Raw genomic sequence first — 15,659 nt, forward strand, 5'->3', positions numbered from 1 at the left:
GGGCACCTTCCCCCAAGAAGGGGGCCATGGTCCCGAGGGGAGAAGGAACAACCTAGCCTCTTTCCCACCCGGAGACGGGTGTGGGTGCGGCGCGAAGCGTCTCGCGGAGTTGGGTGCACGAGGCGTCGCCTGTACTCTCATTCGCCCATTCCGCGCACCGTGCTATTGCGCCAACCCTTGCCGACGTTCGACGTGGTACTGCTGCAGAGAATCTGTGCCCGCCGGACGTGTCGGCAAAGCCCATCGCGGCTGAAGCCACTCCTACAGGGATTTGCTGGCTTTCTACAGGAGCGGCTTCAGCCGCGACCGCCTGTACTCACAGGAACCCATGAGCGTAAGTCCACTGCGCAGTGCAACGGCCAATCAAATGACGCCGCGCTCGACCTACTCGTCCAAACGCAAGGTCAGGCACTTGGCGGCGCCGCCGGCCTTGAGGAATTCATCCAGCGGGGTCTGCACCACGCGGTAGCCGATCGCGGCCAAAGCGGCGCAGAGCGCGGGCGAGGCGCGGTTGAGCAGCAGGGTGTCGTCCAGGTCCACCGCGTTGCAGGCGAAGGCGAGGGCATCGGCCTCGCCCACGGCGATGCGCCGCGACGCCGGGATGTGCTGGGCGATCGCCTGTTGCGCGTCGGCGTCGAAGGCGGCCGGGTAGTACAGCAGGTAGCCGTCGCGCAGCGGGCAGAAGCAGGTGTCCAGGTGATAGAAGCGCGCGTCGACCAGGCGCAGCGGCACCACCTCGATGTCCAGCAGGTCGGTCAGCTCGTGCGCGGCGGCCAGGTCGCTGCGGTGGCCGTGGCCCATCCACAGCCGGCGAGCGCCGCGGTCCAGCAGCGCGTCGCCGGCGCCTTCGAAATACACCTGCTCGGGCAGTTCGCAGATGCGCAGGCCGGCCTGGCGGCACCAGGCGGCGAACAAGGCTTCCTCGCCACGGCGTTCGGCGTGGCGGAAGCGGCTGGGCACGAAACGGTCGCCGAGCACCAGGCCGGCGTTGGCGCTGAACACCATGTCCGGCAGGCCCGGCGCGGCAGCGATGCAGTCGACGCGGGCGCCTGCCGCCTCGGCAGCTGCCACCAGCGCGTTCCACTGCGCCTGCGCGCGCTCGCGGCTGGCGGCGTGGACGTTGCCTTCCATCCACGGATTGATCACGTAGTCCACCGCGAAGTGCTGCGGCGCGCACATCAGCAGGCGATGGCGGTAGCTGGCGCTGGCGCGGGACTGCGGTTCGGGGGAGGCGAGGGCCAGGTCGGTCTCGTCGGCCAGGCCGACAGCAAGGGCGTTCTCGATCATGCGCGCGCTCCACGTCTGGGATGCGCGCCACGCTAGCGGCGGCGTGTTGCGGGGACATGTCGGTCTTGGTGGCGGGAGTGGGGATTCGGGATTGGGGATTCGTGCAAGCAGAACCGCGCGCGCTGGGGGGCTGCCTGGCGTTGGCGTGTAGGCCGTACGTCCAGCTGCCAGCACTCGGGATTCGGAAGCGCTATGCATCCCGCCGGTTGCGCGATCCTGCCTCCGAATCCCCAATCCCGACGCGCAGCACCCTTACGGCAGCGCCGGCTGCAGTCCCACGCCCAACCGGTTCCACGCGTTGATCACGGCCACGGCCATGGTCAGCGCACTGATCCCGGCCGGATCGAACTGCGCCGCCAATGCGTCGTAGGCGGCCTGCGGCGGCGCGCCGGCAGGCAGCGTGGTCAGCGCTTCGGCCCAGTCCAGCGCGGCGCGCTCGCGGGCGTCGAAGAAGCGGCTGTCGCGCCAGGCGGCGAGGGTGTCGAGCTTGCGCGGTTCGGTGCCCGCCCTGCGCAGGGCGGTGGCATGCATGTCGATGCAGTAGGCGCAGCCGTTGAGCTGGGAGACGCGCAGGAACACCAGTTCGGTGAGGGCACTGCCGAGCGTGCCGTCGTGGACCTGCTGGCTGGCGCTGAGCAGGGCGCGGAATGCGTCGGGTTCGTGGCGGGTGTAGTCGATGCGATGGAAGTGCATGGTGGGTCGCGCATGGCGGCCACCATGGCCGCCTTCCCCTCCAGGACGCGGCGGTGCGTCGCGGCGTGACAGCGCCGGCGCAGGTCAGTCACGGCTGGCTGCAGGTCGCGCCGTCGGCACCGGCAGCTTGTCCGGGTTCATCAGCGTCAGCACCTCGGCGATGCGCTCGCCGTCGATCACCAGCAGCGTCGCCGACTGCAGCCGCGGCCCCAGGAAGCGCAGGATCGCCGGTTCGCCGTTGACCGTGCCGATCCGCGCCTGCAGGCCCAGGCCGCGCCGCGCCACGGCCCAGTACAGCCGGCCGATGCGCTCGGCGCCGTGCAGGGGGCGCAGGCTGGCGGTGACCTTGCCACCGCCGTCGGAGCGCAACTGCGCGTCGGCGTGCAGCAAGGCGGCGATGGCGGCGCGGTCGCCGCGCTGCGAGGCGTGCAGGAAGCGCTCCAGCAGCTGGCGGTGGCGTTCGGGCGTGACCGCGAAGCGCGCCTGGCCCTGGCCGAGCCGTTCGCGCGCCCGATGCACCAGTTGCCGGCAGCCGGCCTCGCTGCGCTCCAGGGTGCGGCCGATCTGCGCGTAGTCGTAGTCGAACGCTTCCTTCAGCAGGAACGCCGCGCGCTCGTGCGGGTTCAGCCGCTCCAGCAATGCCAGGAACGCCAGCGACACCTGCTCGGCGCGGTCATGGCGCTCGGCCGGGTCGGCGTCGTCGGCGATCTCCAGCGGCTCGGGCAGCCACGGGCCGACGTAGTGGACGCGGGCGCTGCGCGCCGCGCGCAGGCGGTCCAGGCCGAGCCGGGTGGTGGCGGTCACCAGCCAGGCCTCGGGGTCGCGGATCGTGCTGCGGTCGCTGGCCTGCCAGCGCAGCCAGGCGTCCTGCACGGTGTCCTCGGCGTCGGCGCGGCTGCCGAGCAGGCGGTAGGCCAGGCCGAACAGCCGGGGGCGGTGGGATTCGAAGGTCGGATCGTGGGTCATGACGACCAGGACGGAACAGGGCGTGCTGGCGTGACAGCGGGCGGGGCCGCCACTTTGCCCTAAAATGGGCGGGTTTCCCCCCGCCAGCCGCAGAGCCAGCCGTGACCTCGATCAAGCAGGAAGACCTCATCCAGTCCGTCGCCGACGCGCTGCAGTACATCAGCTACTACCACCCGGTCGACTACATCAAGAACCTGTCCGCGGCCTACGAGCGCGAGCAGTCGCCGGCGGCCAAGGACGCCATCGCGCAGATCCTGATCAATTCGCGCATGTGCGCCGAAGGCCACCGGCCGATCTGCCAGGACACCGGCATCGTCACCGTGTTCCTCGAGATCGGCATGAACGTGCGCTGGGACGACGCCATCATGGGCGTGGAGGACATGGTCAACGAGGGCGTGCGCCGCGCCTACAACCATCAGGACAACAAGCTGCGTGCTTCGGTACTGGCCGACCCGGCCGGCAAGCGCCAGAACACCAAGGACAACACCCCGGCGGTGGTCAACGTGAAGGTCGTCCCCGGCGACACCGTCGACGTCATCGTCGCGGCCAAGGGCGGCGGCTCGGAGGCCAAGAGCAAGTTCGCCATGCTCAATCCCTCCGACTCCATCGTCGACTGGGTGCTCAAGACCGTGCCGACCATGGGCGCCGGCTGGTGCCCGCCGGGCATGCTCGGCATCGGCATCGGCGGCACCGCCGAGAAGGCGATGCTGCTGGCCAAGGAAGCGCTGATGGAGCCGATCGACATCGTCGACCTGCAGGCCCGCGGCGCGTCCAACCGCGCCGAGGAACTGCGCCTGGAGCTGTACGAGAAGGTCAACGCGCTGGGCATCGGCGCGCAGGGCCTGGGCGGCCTGACCACGGTGCTGGACATCAAGGTCAAGGACTATCCGACCCACGCCGCCAACCTGCCGGTGGCGCTGATCCCCAATTGCGCGGCGACCCGCCATGCGCACTTCAACCTGGACGGCAGCGGCGCGGTGATGCTGGAGCCGCCATCGCTGGAAGACTGGCCCAAGCTGACCTACAACCCGACCAATGCGCGCCGGGTGAACCTGGACACCATCACCCGCGAGGAAGTGGCCAGCTTCAAGCCGGGCGAGACGATCCTGCTCAACGGCAAGCTGCTCACCGGCCGCGACGCCGCGCACAAGCGCATGATCGACATGCTCAACCGCGGCGAGACGCTGCCGGTGGACTTCACCAACCGCTTCATCTACTACGTCGGCCCGGTCGATCCGGTGCGCGACGAAGTGGTCGGCCCGGCCGGCCCCACCACCGCCACGCGCATGGACAAGTTCACCCGGCAGATGCTGGAGCAGACCGGCCTGTTGGGCATGGTCGGCAAGTCCGAGCGCGGCGATGCGGCGATCGCCGCGATCCGCGACAACAAGGCGGTGTACCTGATGGCGGTCGGCGGCTCCGCCTACCTGGTGTCCAAGGCGATCAAGGCCAGCAAGGTGCTGGCGTTCGAAGACCTGGGCATGGAGGCGATCTACGAGTTCGAGGTCAAGGACATGCCGGTGACCGTGGCGGTCGATGCCAGCGGCGAGTCGGTGCACAAGACCGGCCCGCGCGAGTGGCAGGCGCGCATCGGCAAGATCCCGGTGGTGGTCGAGGCCTGATCGGCCGCAGCGCGAACGCCGGCGAAGTCGCCGGCGTTCTGCGCGGCGCTGGCGGTGCGCCGGCGCCGCGGCAATAATCGGCGCTGGTTCCGTCTCCGGGGAAAGCGTCGTGTCCATCGTGCTTTACGGTTCGCCCAGTACCGCCTCGTTCGTCGTGCACTGGTTGCTGATCGAACTGCAGGTCGATTTCGAACTGCGCATGCTCGATTTCGACCGCCAGGAGCAGAAGAGCCCCGAGTACCTGGCGCTCAACCCGCAGGGGCGGGTACCGACCCTGGTGCTGGACGGGCAGGTGCTGACCGAATCGGTCGCCATCGCCATGCACCTGGCCGACCTCTATCCGCACGCCGGCCTGGCGCCGCCGCCCGGCACCCATGAACGCGCGGCCTATTACCGCTGGATGCTGTTCGGCGCCTACACTCTGATGCCGGTCTACCGCGACTGGTTCTATCCCGACGAACCGGCCGGTGCCGACAATGCCGAGCGCGTGCGCGCCAGTGCCCGCGCGTTCCTGGAAAAGGCCTGGGACGAGGTGGCGACCCACCTGGAGCAGGGCGGCCCGTATCTGCTCGGCGAGCACTGCAGCGCCGCCGACTTCGTGCTGGTCATGCTGATGCGCTGGTCGCGCAACATGCCGCGGCCCACCGACAGCTGGCCGGCGCTCAAGGCGCTGGCCGAGCGGATGAAGGCGCGCCCGGCGTTCCACGAGACCTATCGGCGGGAAGGCATTACCGACTGGGCGTGAGGTATGGCGCGGAAGCGTGGTTTCGGAAGCAACGGTGGCTATGTCGTGGGGCGTCGGCTATCGGGGCGCGGCAGCTTTCTCCGGACAACGAAGATAGGTTCGTTGAGACTCCGCTCGTCCGTTTTTTCTGGTCTTCGACATGAGAGCCGAATCAGCAAAGCGCTGATTCACAAGCACGTGCGCTGACCGCTCACGTGATTCACCGCGCGCAAGAGGCGTCGCGCGTCGCCGCGCAGCATGCGGCGCCCCCTCCTGCGTCACGTTGTCGCACCCGCCACTGCGGCTGACCCGCTGCCGACGCGGCCGCCTAGAATGATGCGGTGTCCGTCCTCCGTGCTCCCGCCCGACTGCGCCGCCTGATGCGCTGGCCCGCCTTGCTGGCCGCGCTGTTGCTGGTGGTCGCGCCGGTGGCCAGCCGGCTGCTGGAGACCGCAAGCCTGTCGGTGCCGATGTGCACGACGGCCGGGTTGCAGGCGATGCCGGAACTGCCACCGGAACACGGTGCCGCGCACGCGATCCACGCCGATCACCACGAGGTGTCGGGCGCACAGCGCGACCATGGCCCGGCGCATGCCGCCTGCGATTACTGCCTGCTCGCCGCACGGCTGTTGCCGTGGCTGGCGATCGTCCTGCTGCTGGCTGCGGCCTTGCCGGCGCCAAGGGCCGCGACGCCGCTGCGCCATCGCGTCCATGCCGCCGTGCGCTGGCGTGCGCACGGCGCACGCGGGCCGCCACCGAATCTCCAGAACGCTCTCCTGTTTCCGGTGCGCTAGGCGCGCCGGCGCCGTTCTTTTCTGGAGTTCACCTCATGCCTCAGTTCCTGCCGTCGCCCGCGCGGGCGGCGTTGTCGTGCTGCATTCTTGCCACTCTGTTTCCCGCTTCCGGCCATGCCGAGGCGCCCGATGCCACCACCCTCGACCGGATGCAGGTGACCGCCACCGCGCCGGTCGCGCCGCTGACCTGGACAGTCGATCCGAAGCTGCCGCGGCAGCCGGTGCCGGCCAGCGACGGTGCCGACTATCTGAAGACCGTGCCGGGCTTCGCCGCGATCCGCAACGGCGGCACCAACGGCGATCCGGTGCTGCGCGGCATGTTCGGCTCGCGGCTCAACGTGCTCAGCAACGACGGCACCCTGGTCGGCGCGTGCCCGGCGCGGATGGACAACGCCTTGTCCTACATCGCGCCGGAGACCTTCGACCGGCTCACCATCGTCAAGGGCCCGCAGACCGTGCGCTGGGGGCCCGGCGCCTCCGCCGGCACCGTGCGCTTCGAGCGCGACACCCCGCATTACGCGGCGCCGACGCTGGAGGGCGAGGCCAGCGCGCTGGTCGGGTCCTGGAACCGCAACGACCAGAACCTGGACCTGCGCGGCGGCAACCGCAGCGGCTACGCCCGCGTGGACGCCAACCGCTCCGAGTCCGGCGACTACCGCGATGGCGACGGCGCAGTGGTGCCGTCGCGCTGGCGCAAGTGGAATGCCGACGCCGCGGTCGGCTGGACTCCGGACCCGGACACCGTGCTGGAACTCTCCGCCGGCAGCGGCGACGGCCTGGCCCGCTATGCCGGGCGCAGCATGGACGGCACCCAGTTCCGTCGCACCAGCTACGCCGCGCGTTTCGAGCGCACCGACCTGCCCGGCGCCTGGGAAGCGCTGCGCGCCAACGCCTACGTCAACGACGCCGACCACGTCATGGACAACTACACGTTGCGCCGGCCCAACCCGCAGTCGGCGATGCCGATGCCGATGGCCGCCAACGTGGACCGGCGCACCAGCGGCGGGCGCGTGGAATCGGAGTGGCGCTGGGAGCAGGTCGTGGTCCAGGCCGGCGTCGACACCCAGCAAAGCCGCCACCGCGACCGCAGCGCCAGCGGCGAGGGCGCATACCGGACCGTGCCGTGGCGCACCGACGCGCGGTTCGACAATCTCGGCGCCTTCGCCGAGGCGACCTTCGGCGCCGGCACGGCGCAGCGCTGGATCGCCGGCCTGCGCCTGGATCGCGCGCAGGTCGAGGACACCCGGCGCAGCATCGGCATGATGGGCATGCCCAATCCCACCGCCGGGCAGACGCGCAGCGAAGACCTGGGCAGCGGCTTCCTGCGCGTGGAGCGCAACCTCTCGGCCGACACCGTCTGGTATGCCGGCCTGGGCCGCAGCGCACGCATGCCGGACTACTGGGAGCTGTTCTCTGCCGACATGGGCCCGATGGGCGCGGCCAACGCCTTCGCCGGGCTGCGCCCGGAACGCACCACCCAGCTCGATCTCGGCCTGCAGTACCGCAGCGCGACCGTGCAGGGTTGGGTCTCCGCCTACGCCGGGCGGGTGCAGGACTTCATCCTCTTTACCTATGCCGACGGCGGCATGATGGGCACCACCACCCGCGTCGACAATGTCGATGCCCGCATCGCCGGCGCCGAGGCGGGACTGGATTGGCAGCCGTTGCACGGCCTGACTCTCGGCGGCACGCTGGCCTACGCCTGGGGCGAGAACCGCAGCGACGGCACGCCCTTGCCGCAGATGCCGCCGCTGGAATCGCGGCTCCGACTGGAGTGGGAAGGGCAGCGCTGGTCGGCCGGGGCGTTGCTGCGCGCGGTGGCGCGGCAGGGGCGGGTGGCGTTGGACCAAGGCAACGTGGTTGGCCGCGACCTCGGCCGCAGCGCCGGTTTCGCCACGCTGGGGGTGAGCGGCGGCTACCGGGTCAGTGAGGGGCTGCGGCTGAGCGCCGGCATCGACAACGTGTTCGACCGCCGCTACAGCGAACATCTCAACCTGGCCGGCAGCGCCGATTTCGGCTTCCCGGCCGACCCGGTGCGTATCGCCGAACCGGGCCGCAACCTGTGGCTGAAGGGCAACTACCGGTTCTGAGCGACCGGCGCACGCGACGCCCAGGCGGGCGTCGCGTGCGCCGCTCAGCCGTGGCCGATCAGAACCATTCCAGCAGCGAGATGCCGACGCCGACGTAGGTGGCGCGGTGGTTGTAGTCGATCATGCTCTCGCCATAGCCGTCGAACACCTGCACATGGCCGCGCAGCAGATTGCTGATCGGGAAGCCCCAGTCCAGCTGCACCGCGCCGTGCGAGCGGTCGCCGCCGCGCAGCGAATGCCGTGCCATCAGCGCCACCTCGTGGCCGTTGCGGTTGTAGATCAGGGTCGCGTCGCCGCGGCCCATGTAGTCCTCGATGTCCGGATTGTTGTCCTGCTTGCGGCTCTCCGGGATGCGGTACCAGGGGCGCAGCACCAGCGCCCAGTTGTCGCGGTCCAGGCCGATGTTGAGCATCGCCCGGTTCCAGCTGCGCGACAGCGGATCGCTGCGGCCGTTGGACTGGTGGGTCAGTTGGATGCCGGTCATCCGTCCCTTCCAGCCGAACAGGCTGTAGTTGTTGCGGAACACCAGCATCAGTTCCGGCTCGTAGTTGGTCTCGCGGAACGGCCGCGACTGCTCGGAGTTGTACACCTGCCAGCGCGAGCTCTGGGTATAGGCGCCCCACAGGTCGCCGTTGTCGCCGAAGATGTTCTCCACGATCTTGGTCTTGAAGCTCAGCTGGAACTTCGCCTCCACGCTGTCCAGCGGCTCGGCGGTGGTCACCGTGTTGACCGGGTTCGGCGAGGACGGCAGCTCGTTCTTCTTGCTGGTCCAGAACGCCGGCAGCAGGTACACCGGCTTGTAGGCGCGCAGCTGGAAGGTGCCCAGCTTGGAGTCCTTGGCCAGTTCCCAGCGGCTGTCCAGCAGCGAGCCCTTGCCGGCATTGGCGATGGTGCTGTCGTAGCGGTCCTGCTTGAAGATCGCGGCGGCGCGCTGGCGGGTGCGCTCGGCGACGCCGGCGTCTTCCGGCACGCTGGCGTCCAGCTGTTGCTTCTGGCGTTCGCTGGCAGCCTTTGCCGCGGCATCGGCGGCCTGCGGATCGGCGGTGCGGCGCGACAACGCCTGGTCGTAGCAGGCCAGGCGGGCGGCGTCGCTGGAAATCGCCACGCAGGCTTCCGGCGAGGCGGGGGTGGGCAGGACTTCCTGCGCGTGCGCAAGCGGCACGGCCGCGATCGACAGCAGCAACAGGGGACGGACCTGACGATGGGACATGCGGTTCTCGCTGCAACGGGCGGCGCGGGCGGGTGGTGCGCTGCCGGGGTGAATGGCCGGCAGGGAAAATACAGGAAGCGACGACAACAGGGTCATCACACGTTCATGCTGCCGCCGCGACGCCGGCTTCAGGCGTACTGCGTCAGAGCAGCCAGGCCATCGCGAACACCGCGAGCATCGCCAGCGCCAGGCCGAGCTTGGCGGCGGTACCCAGGACGATGCCCAGCCAGGTGCCGACGCCGACGCGGGTCGCCTGGCGCAGCTCGCGGCCGTGCCAGTACTCCCCGACCAGGGCGCCGACGAAGGGGCCGACGAACAGCCCGATCGGCATGAAGAACATGCCGGCGATCCCGCCCAGCACCGATCCCCACAGCGCCTTGCGGCTGGCGCCGACGCGCTGCGCGCCGAACGCGGTGGCCAGCAGGTCGACCAGCAGCGACAGCGCGGTGAGCACGCCCAGCACGGTCAGCGTCGGCCAGCCCAGCCGCTGGAAGCCGTCGGCCCAGGCCGCCAGCAGCATCCCGGCGAACATCAGCGGCGTGCCGGGCAGGGCCGGCAGCAGCACCCCTGCCAGCCCGACCAGAACCAGGAGACCGGCACAGACGTAATAGATGAACGCAGGGTCCACGTGGCTCACCGCGGGGGAGATTTGGGGGTTGACAGATGGGGTCTTTTTGCTGATTGCATTTTCATTTTGACCGGGGTAAGTTGCAGCCGCTGCGTTTGCAAAGGTCACCGTGAATCGTGGCCTGATGCGGTAGATCCACCGATCCGCTACATCGTTATACCTCGCTTCCTCCTTGCAACCAGCCGCCGCACCCCACGGCGTACCCACCCCTGAGACGTGTTCCAAGGAGTAAGTCGATCATGAACGGCACTGGCAATCGCGAAAACGGCACCGTGAAGTGGTTCAACGATGCCAAGGGTTTCGGTTTCATCAGCCGCGAAAACGGCGAGGACGTGTTCGTGCACTTCCGGGCGATCCAGACCCAGGGCTTCAAGAGCCTGAAGGAAGGCCAGAAGGTCAGCTTCACCGTGGTGCAGGGCCAGAAGGGCCTGCAGGCCGACGCGGTGCAGCCGCTCTGAGGCGCTGTCGCGCGCGGCGCCGCGCGCAGCAAAAAGGCCCGCGCTGCGGGCCTTTTTGCGTTTCGGGGCAGCTCGCCGAGGCCGATCAGCGCGGCACGACGCGCCCGTTGACCACGCGCACGTAGGTGTTCTCGCGCACCCCGGCCAGGTCGCGCTGGTTGACCACGATCACCCGGCCGTCGTCCATCTGCACATGCACGTCGTAGGTGTCGCTGGTGACGTTCTTCTGGATCTGGTTGCCGGCCAGCGCGCCAGCCGCCGCGCCGGCCACCGCCGACACGTTCTGGTTGCCCTTGCTGCCGCCGGTGTGGTCGGAAATCTCGTGGCCGGCGACCGCGCCGACGATGCCGCCCAGGATCGCGCCCGTGGCCGACGGCGCGGTGCGGCCGGACGGTACGGTGTCGATGCGGGTGACGATGCCGCAGTCGGCGCAGCGGGTCTGCGTGTAACCGCCGCGCGCCGGCTGGCTGTAGCCGCCGCCGTAACCGCCGCCATAGCCCGGGGACGTGGCGCAGCCTGCCAGCGCCAGGGTCGCCACGGCAGCGGTGGCCATCAGTTGAATCTTCATGGGTGCTCTCCTCGACAGTGATGGAGCGCGGCGGCAGCGCCGCGTTCGCACGCATCCTGTCCACCCCTGCGTGAATGAAACGCCAACCCTGGCAGGTGCCGTTCAGCCTCGCGCCGGCTTGCGTCAGCGGCAATTCATCGATACGCGCACTGGCACATGTGCGCTGAAGCCACGCCGACAGCGCAGCGAGGCCTGCGTCGGTCCGTCAGCGAAACCCCTGCAGCAAGCTCGGCGCCGCTCTCAGCGAACGCTCAGCGGAAATCGCGGTGGCAGGCGTCGCAGCGTTCGTCGATCTGCTGGCGCGCCTGCGCCAGCGCGGCGCAGTCGGTCGGCGGCTGTGCCAGCGCCGCGTCCACACCGGCGCGCAGCGCATCGGCGTGCTCGCGGAAGCGGCTGTCGTCGGCCAGGTCGGGAAACGCCGTGCCCAGTTCGTCGCCGAGCAGGCGCAGCGTGCGCAGCCGCGCCTGCGGACCCGCGCCGCTGCATTGCCGGTGCGCGGTGTCGCGTTCGAGCAGCGCCAGTTGCTTGCCCATCACCTGCATCAGGCTGCGCGGGAACGGATCCTGCCGCGCCTGCACCGCGCGCAGCGCCATCACCGTCAGCACCAGGCCGAGCAACAGGCCGGCCAGCAGCACGAACAGATAGCGTGAGGTGGAGGCGGGCGGGGATGAGGGCGGCTTGGCCATGGCAGGCATGCGCAGCGGGATGGAGTGCCGATGGTACGCCTGCGGCGACGCGTCGCGCGCGGGCCGCCAAGCCACGCCGCGAATCCCCAGTCCCCAGTCCCCAATCCCGGCTCCCCAGGCAATCCCCTAAAATGCGCGGATGAACGAACAATGGCGCGAACGCTTCGCCGGCATCGACCGGCTCTACGGGCAAGGCACGATCGCGCGGCTGGCGCAGTGCCGGGTGGCGGTGGTGGGCATGGGCGGGGTCGGCTCGTGGGTGGTCGAGGCGCTGGCGCGCTCGGCCGTCGGGCATCTGACCCTGATCGACGCCGACGACATCTGCGTGTCCAACACCAACCGGCAACTGCCGGCACTGGCCGGTCAGTACGGGCGCAACAAGGCGGTGGCGATGGCCGAGCGCTGCGTGGCGATCAATCCGCAGATCGAGGCGGTGGCGGTCGAGGCCTTCCTCACCCCGACCAACATCGCCGACTTGCTCGATGCCGGCTTCGACCTGGTGATCGATGCCTGCGACAGCTTTCGGGTCAAGGTCGAGACCATCGCCTGGTGCCGGCGGCGCAAGCTGCCGCTGCTGACCGTGGGCTCGGCCGGCGGGCGCACCGATCCGACCCTGGTGCGGATCCGCGACGTGTCGCGCACCGAGCACGACGCCATGCTGGCGCTGATCCGCAAGAAGCTGCGCAGCGAATTCAATTTCCCCAAGAACCCGCAGCGCTATTTCGGCGTGCCGGCGGTGTACTCGCTGGAGAACGTGCGCTATCCGCAGGCCGATGGCAGCGTCTGCGGACTGCGTCCTGTGCTGGGGCCGGATGCGGCCTTGAACCTGGACTGCGGCGCCGGGCTGGGCGCGGCCACCCACATCACCGGTGCGTTCGCCTTCGCCGCGGTCGGCAAGGCGCTGGAGATGCTGTTGAAGCGCGCGGTGGCGCGCGAGGCGGCGGCCGCCTAGCGCGCGCTGGACGGCGGCGGCGCGTCCGGGGCGCGCGTGGCCGCGCCGCTCATCAGGTTGCGCTCGGTGCCGGCCTGCAGGAAGGCCAGCCGTTCCAGGTCGTGCGCCGGCTGCGGCCGGCCGAACAGGAAGCCCTGGAAGTGCCGGCAACCCATGGCCGAAAGCATCTCGCACTGCTGCGCATCCTCGATGCCTTCGGCCAGCGCGACCATGCCCATCACCTCCGAGATCTCCACGATCTTGGCCAGCAGGCGCCGCGAGGACTCGTCGGCCTTGGCGTCGTTGACGAACTGCCGGTCGATCTTGAGCTTGGTGACCGGCAGCGTCCTGAGCATGGCCAGCGACGAGAAGCCGGTGCCGAAATCGTCCAGCGCCCAGCCGATGCCGAACGCCTTGAGTTCGTGCATCTTGGCGCGCACCCCGGCGGTATCCACGTACAGCGCCGATTCGGTCAGCTCGAATTCCAGCGACGCCGGCGCCACGCCCTCGCTGGTGATCACCTGCTTCACCGACGCCACGAAGTTGGGATCGAGCAACTGCACCGGGCTGACGTTCACCGCGACCACCAGCGCACGCAGATCCTGCTCGTGCGACCAGCGCCGCAGCGTGCTGCAGGCCTGGCGCAGCACTTCCAGTCCCACGTCCCGAATCAGCTGGCTCTCTTCGGCCAGCGGGATGAACTTGTCCGGGGTCAGCAGCTTGCCGCTGGGATGGCGCCAGCGCACCAGCGCCTCGGCGCCGAGCATGCTGCCGTTCGCGCTCACCTGCGGCTGGTACAGCACCTCGATCTCGCCATTGCCGACTGCGCGCGCCAGTTCCCGCTCCAGCGAAATGCGCGCGTTCACGTCGTTGCGGTAGATGTGCAGGATCGCCGCGAGCAGGCCGGCCGCGCAGGCCATGTTGGAGATCGCGCCGAGCCGGCGCATCCCCGGCGGTGGCGAGGACGCCGGCGCCAGCCAGTCCAGTTCGCCCGAACCGAACGCGACGAAGGCGCCCAGGCATGCCAGCGGGAACACCAGCGCGCGGTAGCGGCGGCTGCGGTCGAACACGAACAGCGCGCCGGCCGCCAGCGGCAGGAAGAAGGTGTGCACCGAGCGCGGCACCGTACCGATCGGCGCATCGATGATCGAGATCACCAGCACCACCACGAACACGCCATGCGCCACCAGCGACAACGAGGCCTCGTCGCAATGGCGGCGGCGGCACAGCGCGAGCAGGCCGACCGCCGTGAGCCCGACGAAGGCGAGCGCCAGTTCCGGCCGGCCGTAGTACAGGTAGCACACGGTCCACAAGGCGCCGAGCGTGGTGCACGAGACCCCGGCCAGGGTCAGGGTGCTGCGCATCTTGCGGCTGCGATTGCTGTCGCGGAATTTCAGGGAGACCCAGCTTTCGCCGTTGGAGACGTGTTTCTCCGAACTCGCGGCGCTTTTCATCGTCGTGGCGCTCGCATGCGCGATGGCTCTGCTCGCGCCGGGGCGGCCGCTGAGGAGGCGATCGCACGCGTGCGCCGCGCGCTGTGGAGAAGCGGGTAGGGGATACGGCTTGCCGGTTGTTTCACGCCAGGATGATCCGATCTGCCAGAACGCGTGCCATCGAGCCGGCCGCCGAGCCTTGTGCTGAGAGCGAACGGGTTCACACTCCGGTGCCTGGCGGACAAAAGATCCGCTCGCCGTTCAGCGCGGTGCACAGTAGCAGAAGCCAGCAGGCGGAGACCCTGTCGAAAGACCGTGATCCGGTAGCCCAGTTCACAGTTTCGTACGAAAGATGCGCGGCAAGCGACGTTCGCGCGGATCGCTGCAGCGTGGAGCTGCGCGTTGACTGGTGTGCCGGTGTGCCGAGCGGCGCTTGCGCGGGGCGCAACCACGCCGGCGAGCGGTGTGCGCTGTGTCTGCGGGACAGTCCTGCGTCAGCCCGGCGCGGCTGTGTCGGGAAGCACGTCGGGCAGGCCGAACAAGCGCTGCGCGTTGGCCGTGGTCTGCGCGGCGATGGAGGCGGCAGGTGCGTCGCGCAGCTCGGCGATGGTGTCCAGCACCGTGCGCAGCCGTGCCGGTTCGTTGCGCTGGCCGCGGATCGCGGCATCGGGCTGGTCCGGCGCATCGGTTTCCAGCAGCAGTTGTTGCAACGGCACCGTGGCGGCGAGCCGGCGCAGGCGCTGCGCCCGTGCGTAGGTGACAGGCCCGCCCAGGCCGATCAGGAAATCCAGCGACTGCAACTGTGCCGCCTGCTCGGCGCTGCCGGCGAAACTGTGCACCACGCCACGCAGGCGCCCGACCTTGCGGATCGCCAGGATCACCGCGTCCACCGCGCGCCGCGCATGCACGATCACCGGCAGGTCGAACTCTCGTGCCAGTTGCAGCTGGCCGGCGAAGTAGCGCTGCTGGTCGGCTTCGTCCAAGCCTTCGACGAAGAAGTCCAGGCCGCATTCGCCGATCGCGCAGGGACGCTCGCGTTCGATCCACTCGCCGAGCAAGGCCAGGTGCTCGGGCCGGTGCTCGGCCAGAAACAGCGGATGCAGGCCATACGCCGGATACAGGCCGGGCGCGGCCGCGCAGACCGCACGCAGCTTCGCCCAGGACGCCGCGGTCACCGCCGGCACCACCTGCGCCTGCACGCCCGCCGCCTGCGCGCGCGCGATCACCGCGTCGCGGTCCGGATCGAACTCTTCCGCGTCCAGGTGGCAGTGGCTGTCGATCAACGGCATCGGCGCTCAGCGGCGCACGCGTTGCGCGGTCGAGTTCAGCGGCTCGGTGGCCGGCGCCGGGGTGCGGGTCTTCCAGTTGGCCAGCAGCAGGGTGCCCAGGCCGAACACGATCTCGTCGATGAAGGGCACCGGATCGGGCAGCAGCACGCTCAGCACGAACAGCCCGGCGGTGATCTTGAACAGCGTCGGGTAGCGCAATTTGCCCGCCCAGCGCAGCAGCGGATAGACGATCGGGTTGGGCATGTCAGGTGCTCCGGGGCAGCGGTGGAAACGCTAACAG

Annotated in this window: 16 protein-coding genes; 6 read left to right on the forward strand and 10 right to left on the reverse strand. The window is 69.7% G+C overall.

Going from position 1 to position 15,659, the window contains the following annotated elements:
- Positions 1-384: 384 nt before the first annotated feature.
- The 3 genes from ACHWVH_RS09290 to ACHWVH_RS09300 all read right to left on the reverse strand — a co-directional run bounded on the left by ACHWVH_RS09290 (position 385) and on the right by ACHWVH_RS09300 (position 2,946).
- Complete coding sequence (locus ACHWVH_RS09290) at positions 385-1,287, reverse strand: dimethylarginine dimethylaminohydrolase family protein (RefSeq protein ID WP_152237124.1); 903 nt, start codon at positions 1,285-1,287, stop codon at positions 385-387.
- 252 nt (positions 1,288-1,539) lie between these two features.
- The gene (locus ACHWVH_RS09295) at positions 1,540-1,980 is read right to left on the reverse strand and encodes a carboxymuconolactone decarboxylase family protein (protein ID WP_152243349.1); all 441 of its coding nucleotides are present in this window, start codon (positions 1,978-1,980) and stop codon (positions 1,540-1,542) included.
- 84 nt (positions 1,981-2,064) lie between these two features.
- Positions 2,065-2,946 (reverse strand): RNA polymerase sigma-70 factor, encoded by an 882-nt coding sequence (locus tag ACHWVH_RS09300; RefSeq protein WP_394687036.1) that lies wholly within the window; start codon positions 2,944-2,946, stop codon positions 2,065-2,067.
- Positions 2,947-3,047: 101 nt separating this feature from the next.
- On the opposite strand from ACHWVH_RS09300, the gene ACHWVH_RS09305 reads away from it, so the two are divergent.
- The 4 genes from ACHWVH_RS09305 (at position 3,048) to ACHWVH_RS09320 (ending at position 8,176) form a co-directional block, all read left to right on the forward strand.
- Positions 3,048-4,568, forward strand: coding sequence for a fumarate hydratase (locus tag ACHWVH_RS09305; protein ID WP_394687037.1), 1,521 nt, complete (start codon positions 3,048-3,050; stop codon positions 4,566-4,568).
- Positions 4,569-4,677: 109 nt separating this feature from the next.
- Positions 4,678-5,313 (forward strand): glutathione S-transferase family protein, encoded by a 636-nt coding sequence (locus tag ACHWVH_RS09310; RefSeq protein ID WP_295926040.1) that lies wholly within the window; start codon positions 4,678-4,680, stop codon positions 5,311-5,313.
- 359 nt (positions 5,314-5,672) lie between these two features.
- Entirely contained in the window at positions 5,673-6,086 is a 414-nt protein-coding gene (locus ACHWVH_RS09315) for a DUF2946 family protein (RefSeq protein ID WP_150411191.1), read from the forward strand.
- 35 nt (positions 6,087-6,121) lie between these two features.
- Entirely contained in the window at positions 6,122-8,176 is a 2,055-nt protein-coding gene (locus ACHWVH_RS09320) for a TonB-dependent copper receptor (protein ID WP_394687038.1), read from the forward strand.
- Positions 8,177-8,234: 58 nt separating this feature from the next.
- Here the strand turns inward: ACHWVH_RS09320 and ACHWVH_RS09325 are convergent, their stop codons facing one another.
- Entirely contained in the window at positions 8,235-9,386 is a 1,152-nt protein-coding gene (locus ACHWVH_RS09325) for a phospholipase A (RefSeq protein WP_267092414.1), read from the reverse strand.
- Between the two features lie 142 nt (positions 9,387-9,528).
- Positions 9,529-10,014, reverse strand: a complete 486-nt coding sequence (locus ACHWVH_RS09330; protein ID WP_295926051.1) for a DUF456 domain-containing protein — start codon at positions 10,012-10,014, stop codon at positions 9,529-9,531.
- Between the two features lie 239 nt (positions 10,015-10,253).
- On the opposite strand from ACHWVH_RS09330, the gene ACHWVH_RS09335 reads away from it, so the two are divergent.
- The gene (locus ACHWVH_RS09335) at positions 10,254-10,472 is read left to right on the forward strand and encodes a cold-shock protein (RefSeq protein WP_017909030.1); all 219 of its coding nucleotides are present in this window, start codon (positions 10,254-10,256) and stop codon (positions 10,470-10,472) included.
- Between the two features lie 85 nt (positions 10,473-10,557).
- Here the strand turns inward: ACHWVH_RS09335 and ACHWVH_RS09340 are convergent, their stop codons facing one another.
- Both ACHWVH_RS09340 and ACHWVH_RS09345 read right to left on the reverse strand, forming a co-directional pair.
- The gene (locus tag ACHWVH_RS09340; RefSeq protein WP_017912805.1) at positions 10,558-11,040 is read right to left on the reverse strand and encodes a glycine zipper 2TM domain-containing protein; all 483 of its coding nucleotides are present in this window, start codon (positions 11,038-11,040) and stop codon (positions 10,558-10,560) included.
- 251 nt (positions 11,041-11,291) lie between these two features.
- Positions 11,292-11,726 (reverse strand): hypothetical protein, encoded by a 435-nt coding sequence (locus tag ACHWVH_RS09345; RefSeq protein WP_320740470.1) that lies wholly within the window; start codon positions 11,724-11,726, stop codon positions 11,292-11,294.
- 139 nt (positions 11,727-11,865) lie between these two features.
- Here ACHWVH_RS09345 and ACHWVH_RS09350 point away from each other — a divergent pair, with 139 nt between their 5' ends.
- On the forward strand, positions 11,866-12,678 hold the full coding sequence (locus tag ACHWVH_RS09350) for a ThiF family adenylyltransferase (protein WP_017912803.1): 813 nt from the start codon (positions 11,866-11,868) through the stop codon (positions 12,676-12,678).
- On the opposite strand, the gene ACHWVH_RS09355 is transcribed toward ACHWVH_RS09350, so the two are convergent.
- From ACHWVH_RS09355 to ACHWVH_RS09365, 3 genes are all read right to left on the reverse strand, one after another.
- Positions 12,675-14,111: a bifunctional diguanylate cyclase/phosphodiesterase gene (locus tag ACHWVH_RS09355; protein WP_152239860.1), complete on the reverse strand. Its 1,437-nt coding sequence runs from the start codon at positions 14,109-14,111 to the stop codon at positions 12,675-12,677. The two genes, ACHWVH_RS09350 and ACHWVH_RS09355, sit on opposite strands and share 4 nt — an antisense overlap.
- 473 nt (positions 14,112-14,584) lie before the next feature.
- Entirely contained in the window at positions 14,585-15,379 is a 795-nt protein-coding gene (locus ACHWVH_RS09360; protein WP_267085533.1) for a TatD family hydrolase, read from the reverse strand.
- Between the two features lie 6 nt (positions 15,380-15,385).
- Positions 15,386-15,622, reverse strand: a complete 237-nt coding sequence (locus tag ACHWVH_RS09365; RefSeq protein WP_017912800.1) for a DUF6116 family protein — start codon at positions 15,620-15,622, stop codon at positions 15,386-15,388.
- Between the last annotated feature and the right edge of the window lie 37 nt (positions 15,623-15,659).

The organism is uncultured Xanthomonas sp. (assembly GCF_964278005.1).
Lineage (GTDB): Bacteria > Pseudomonadota > Gammaproteobacteria > Xanthomonadales > Xanthomonadaceae > Xanthomonas_A > Xanthomonas_A sontii.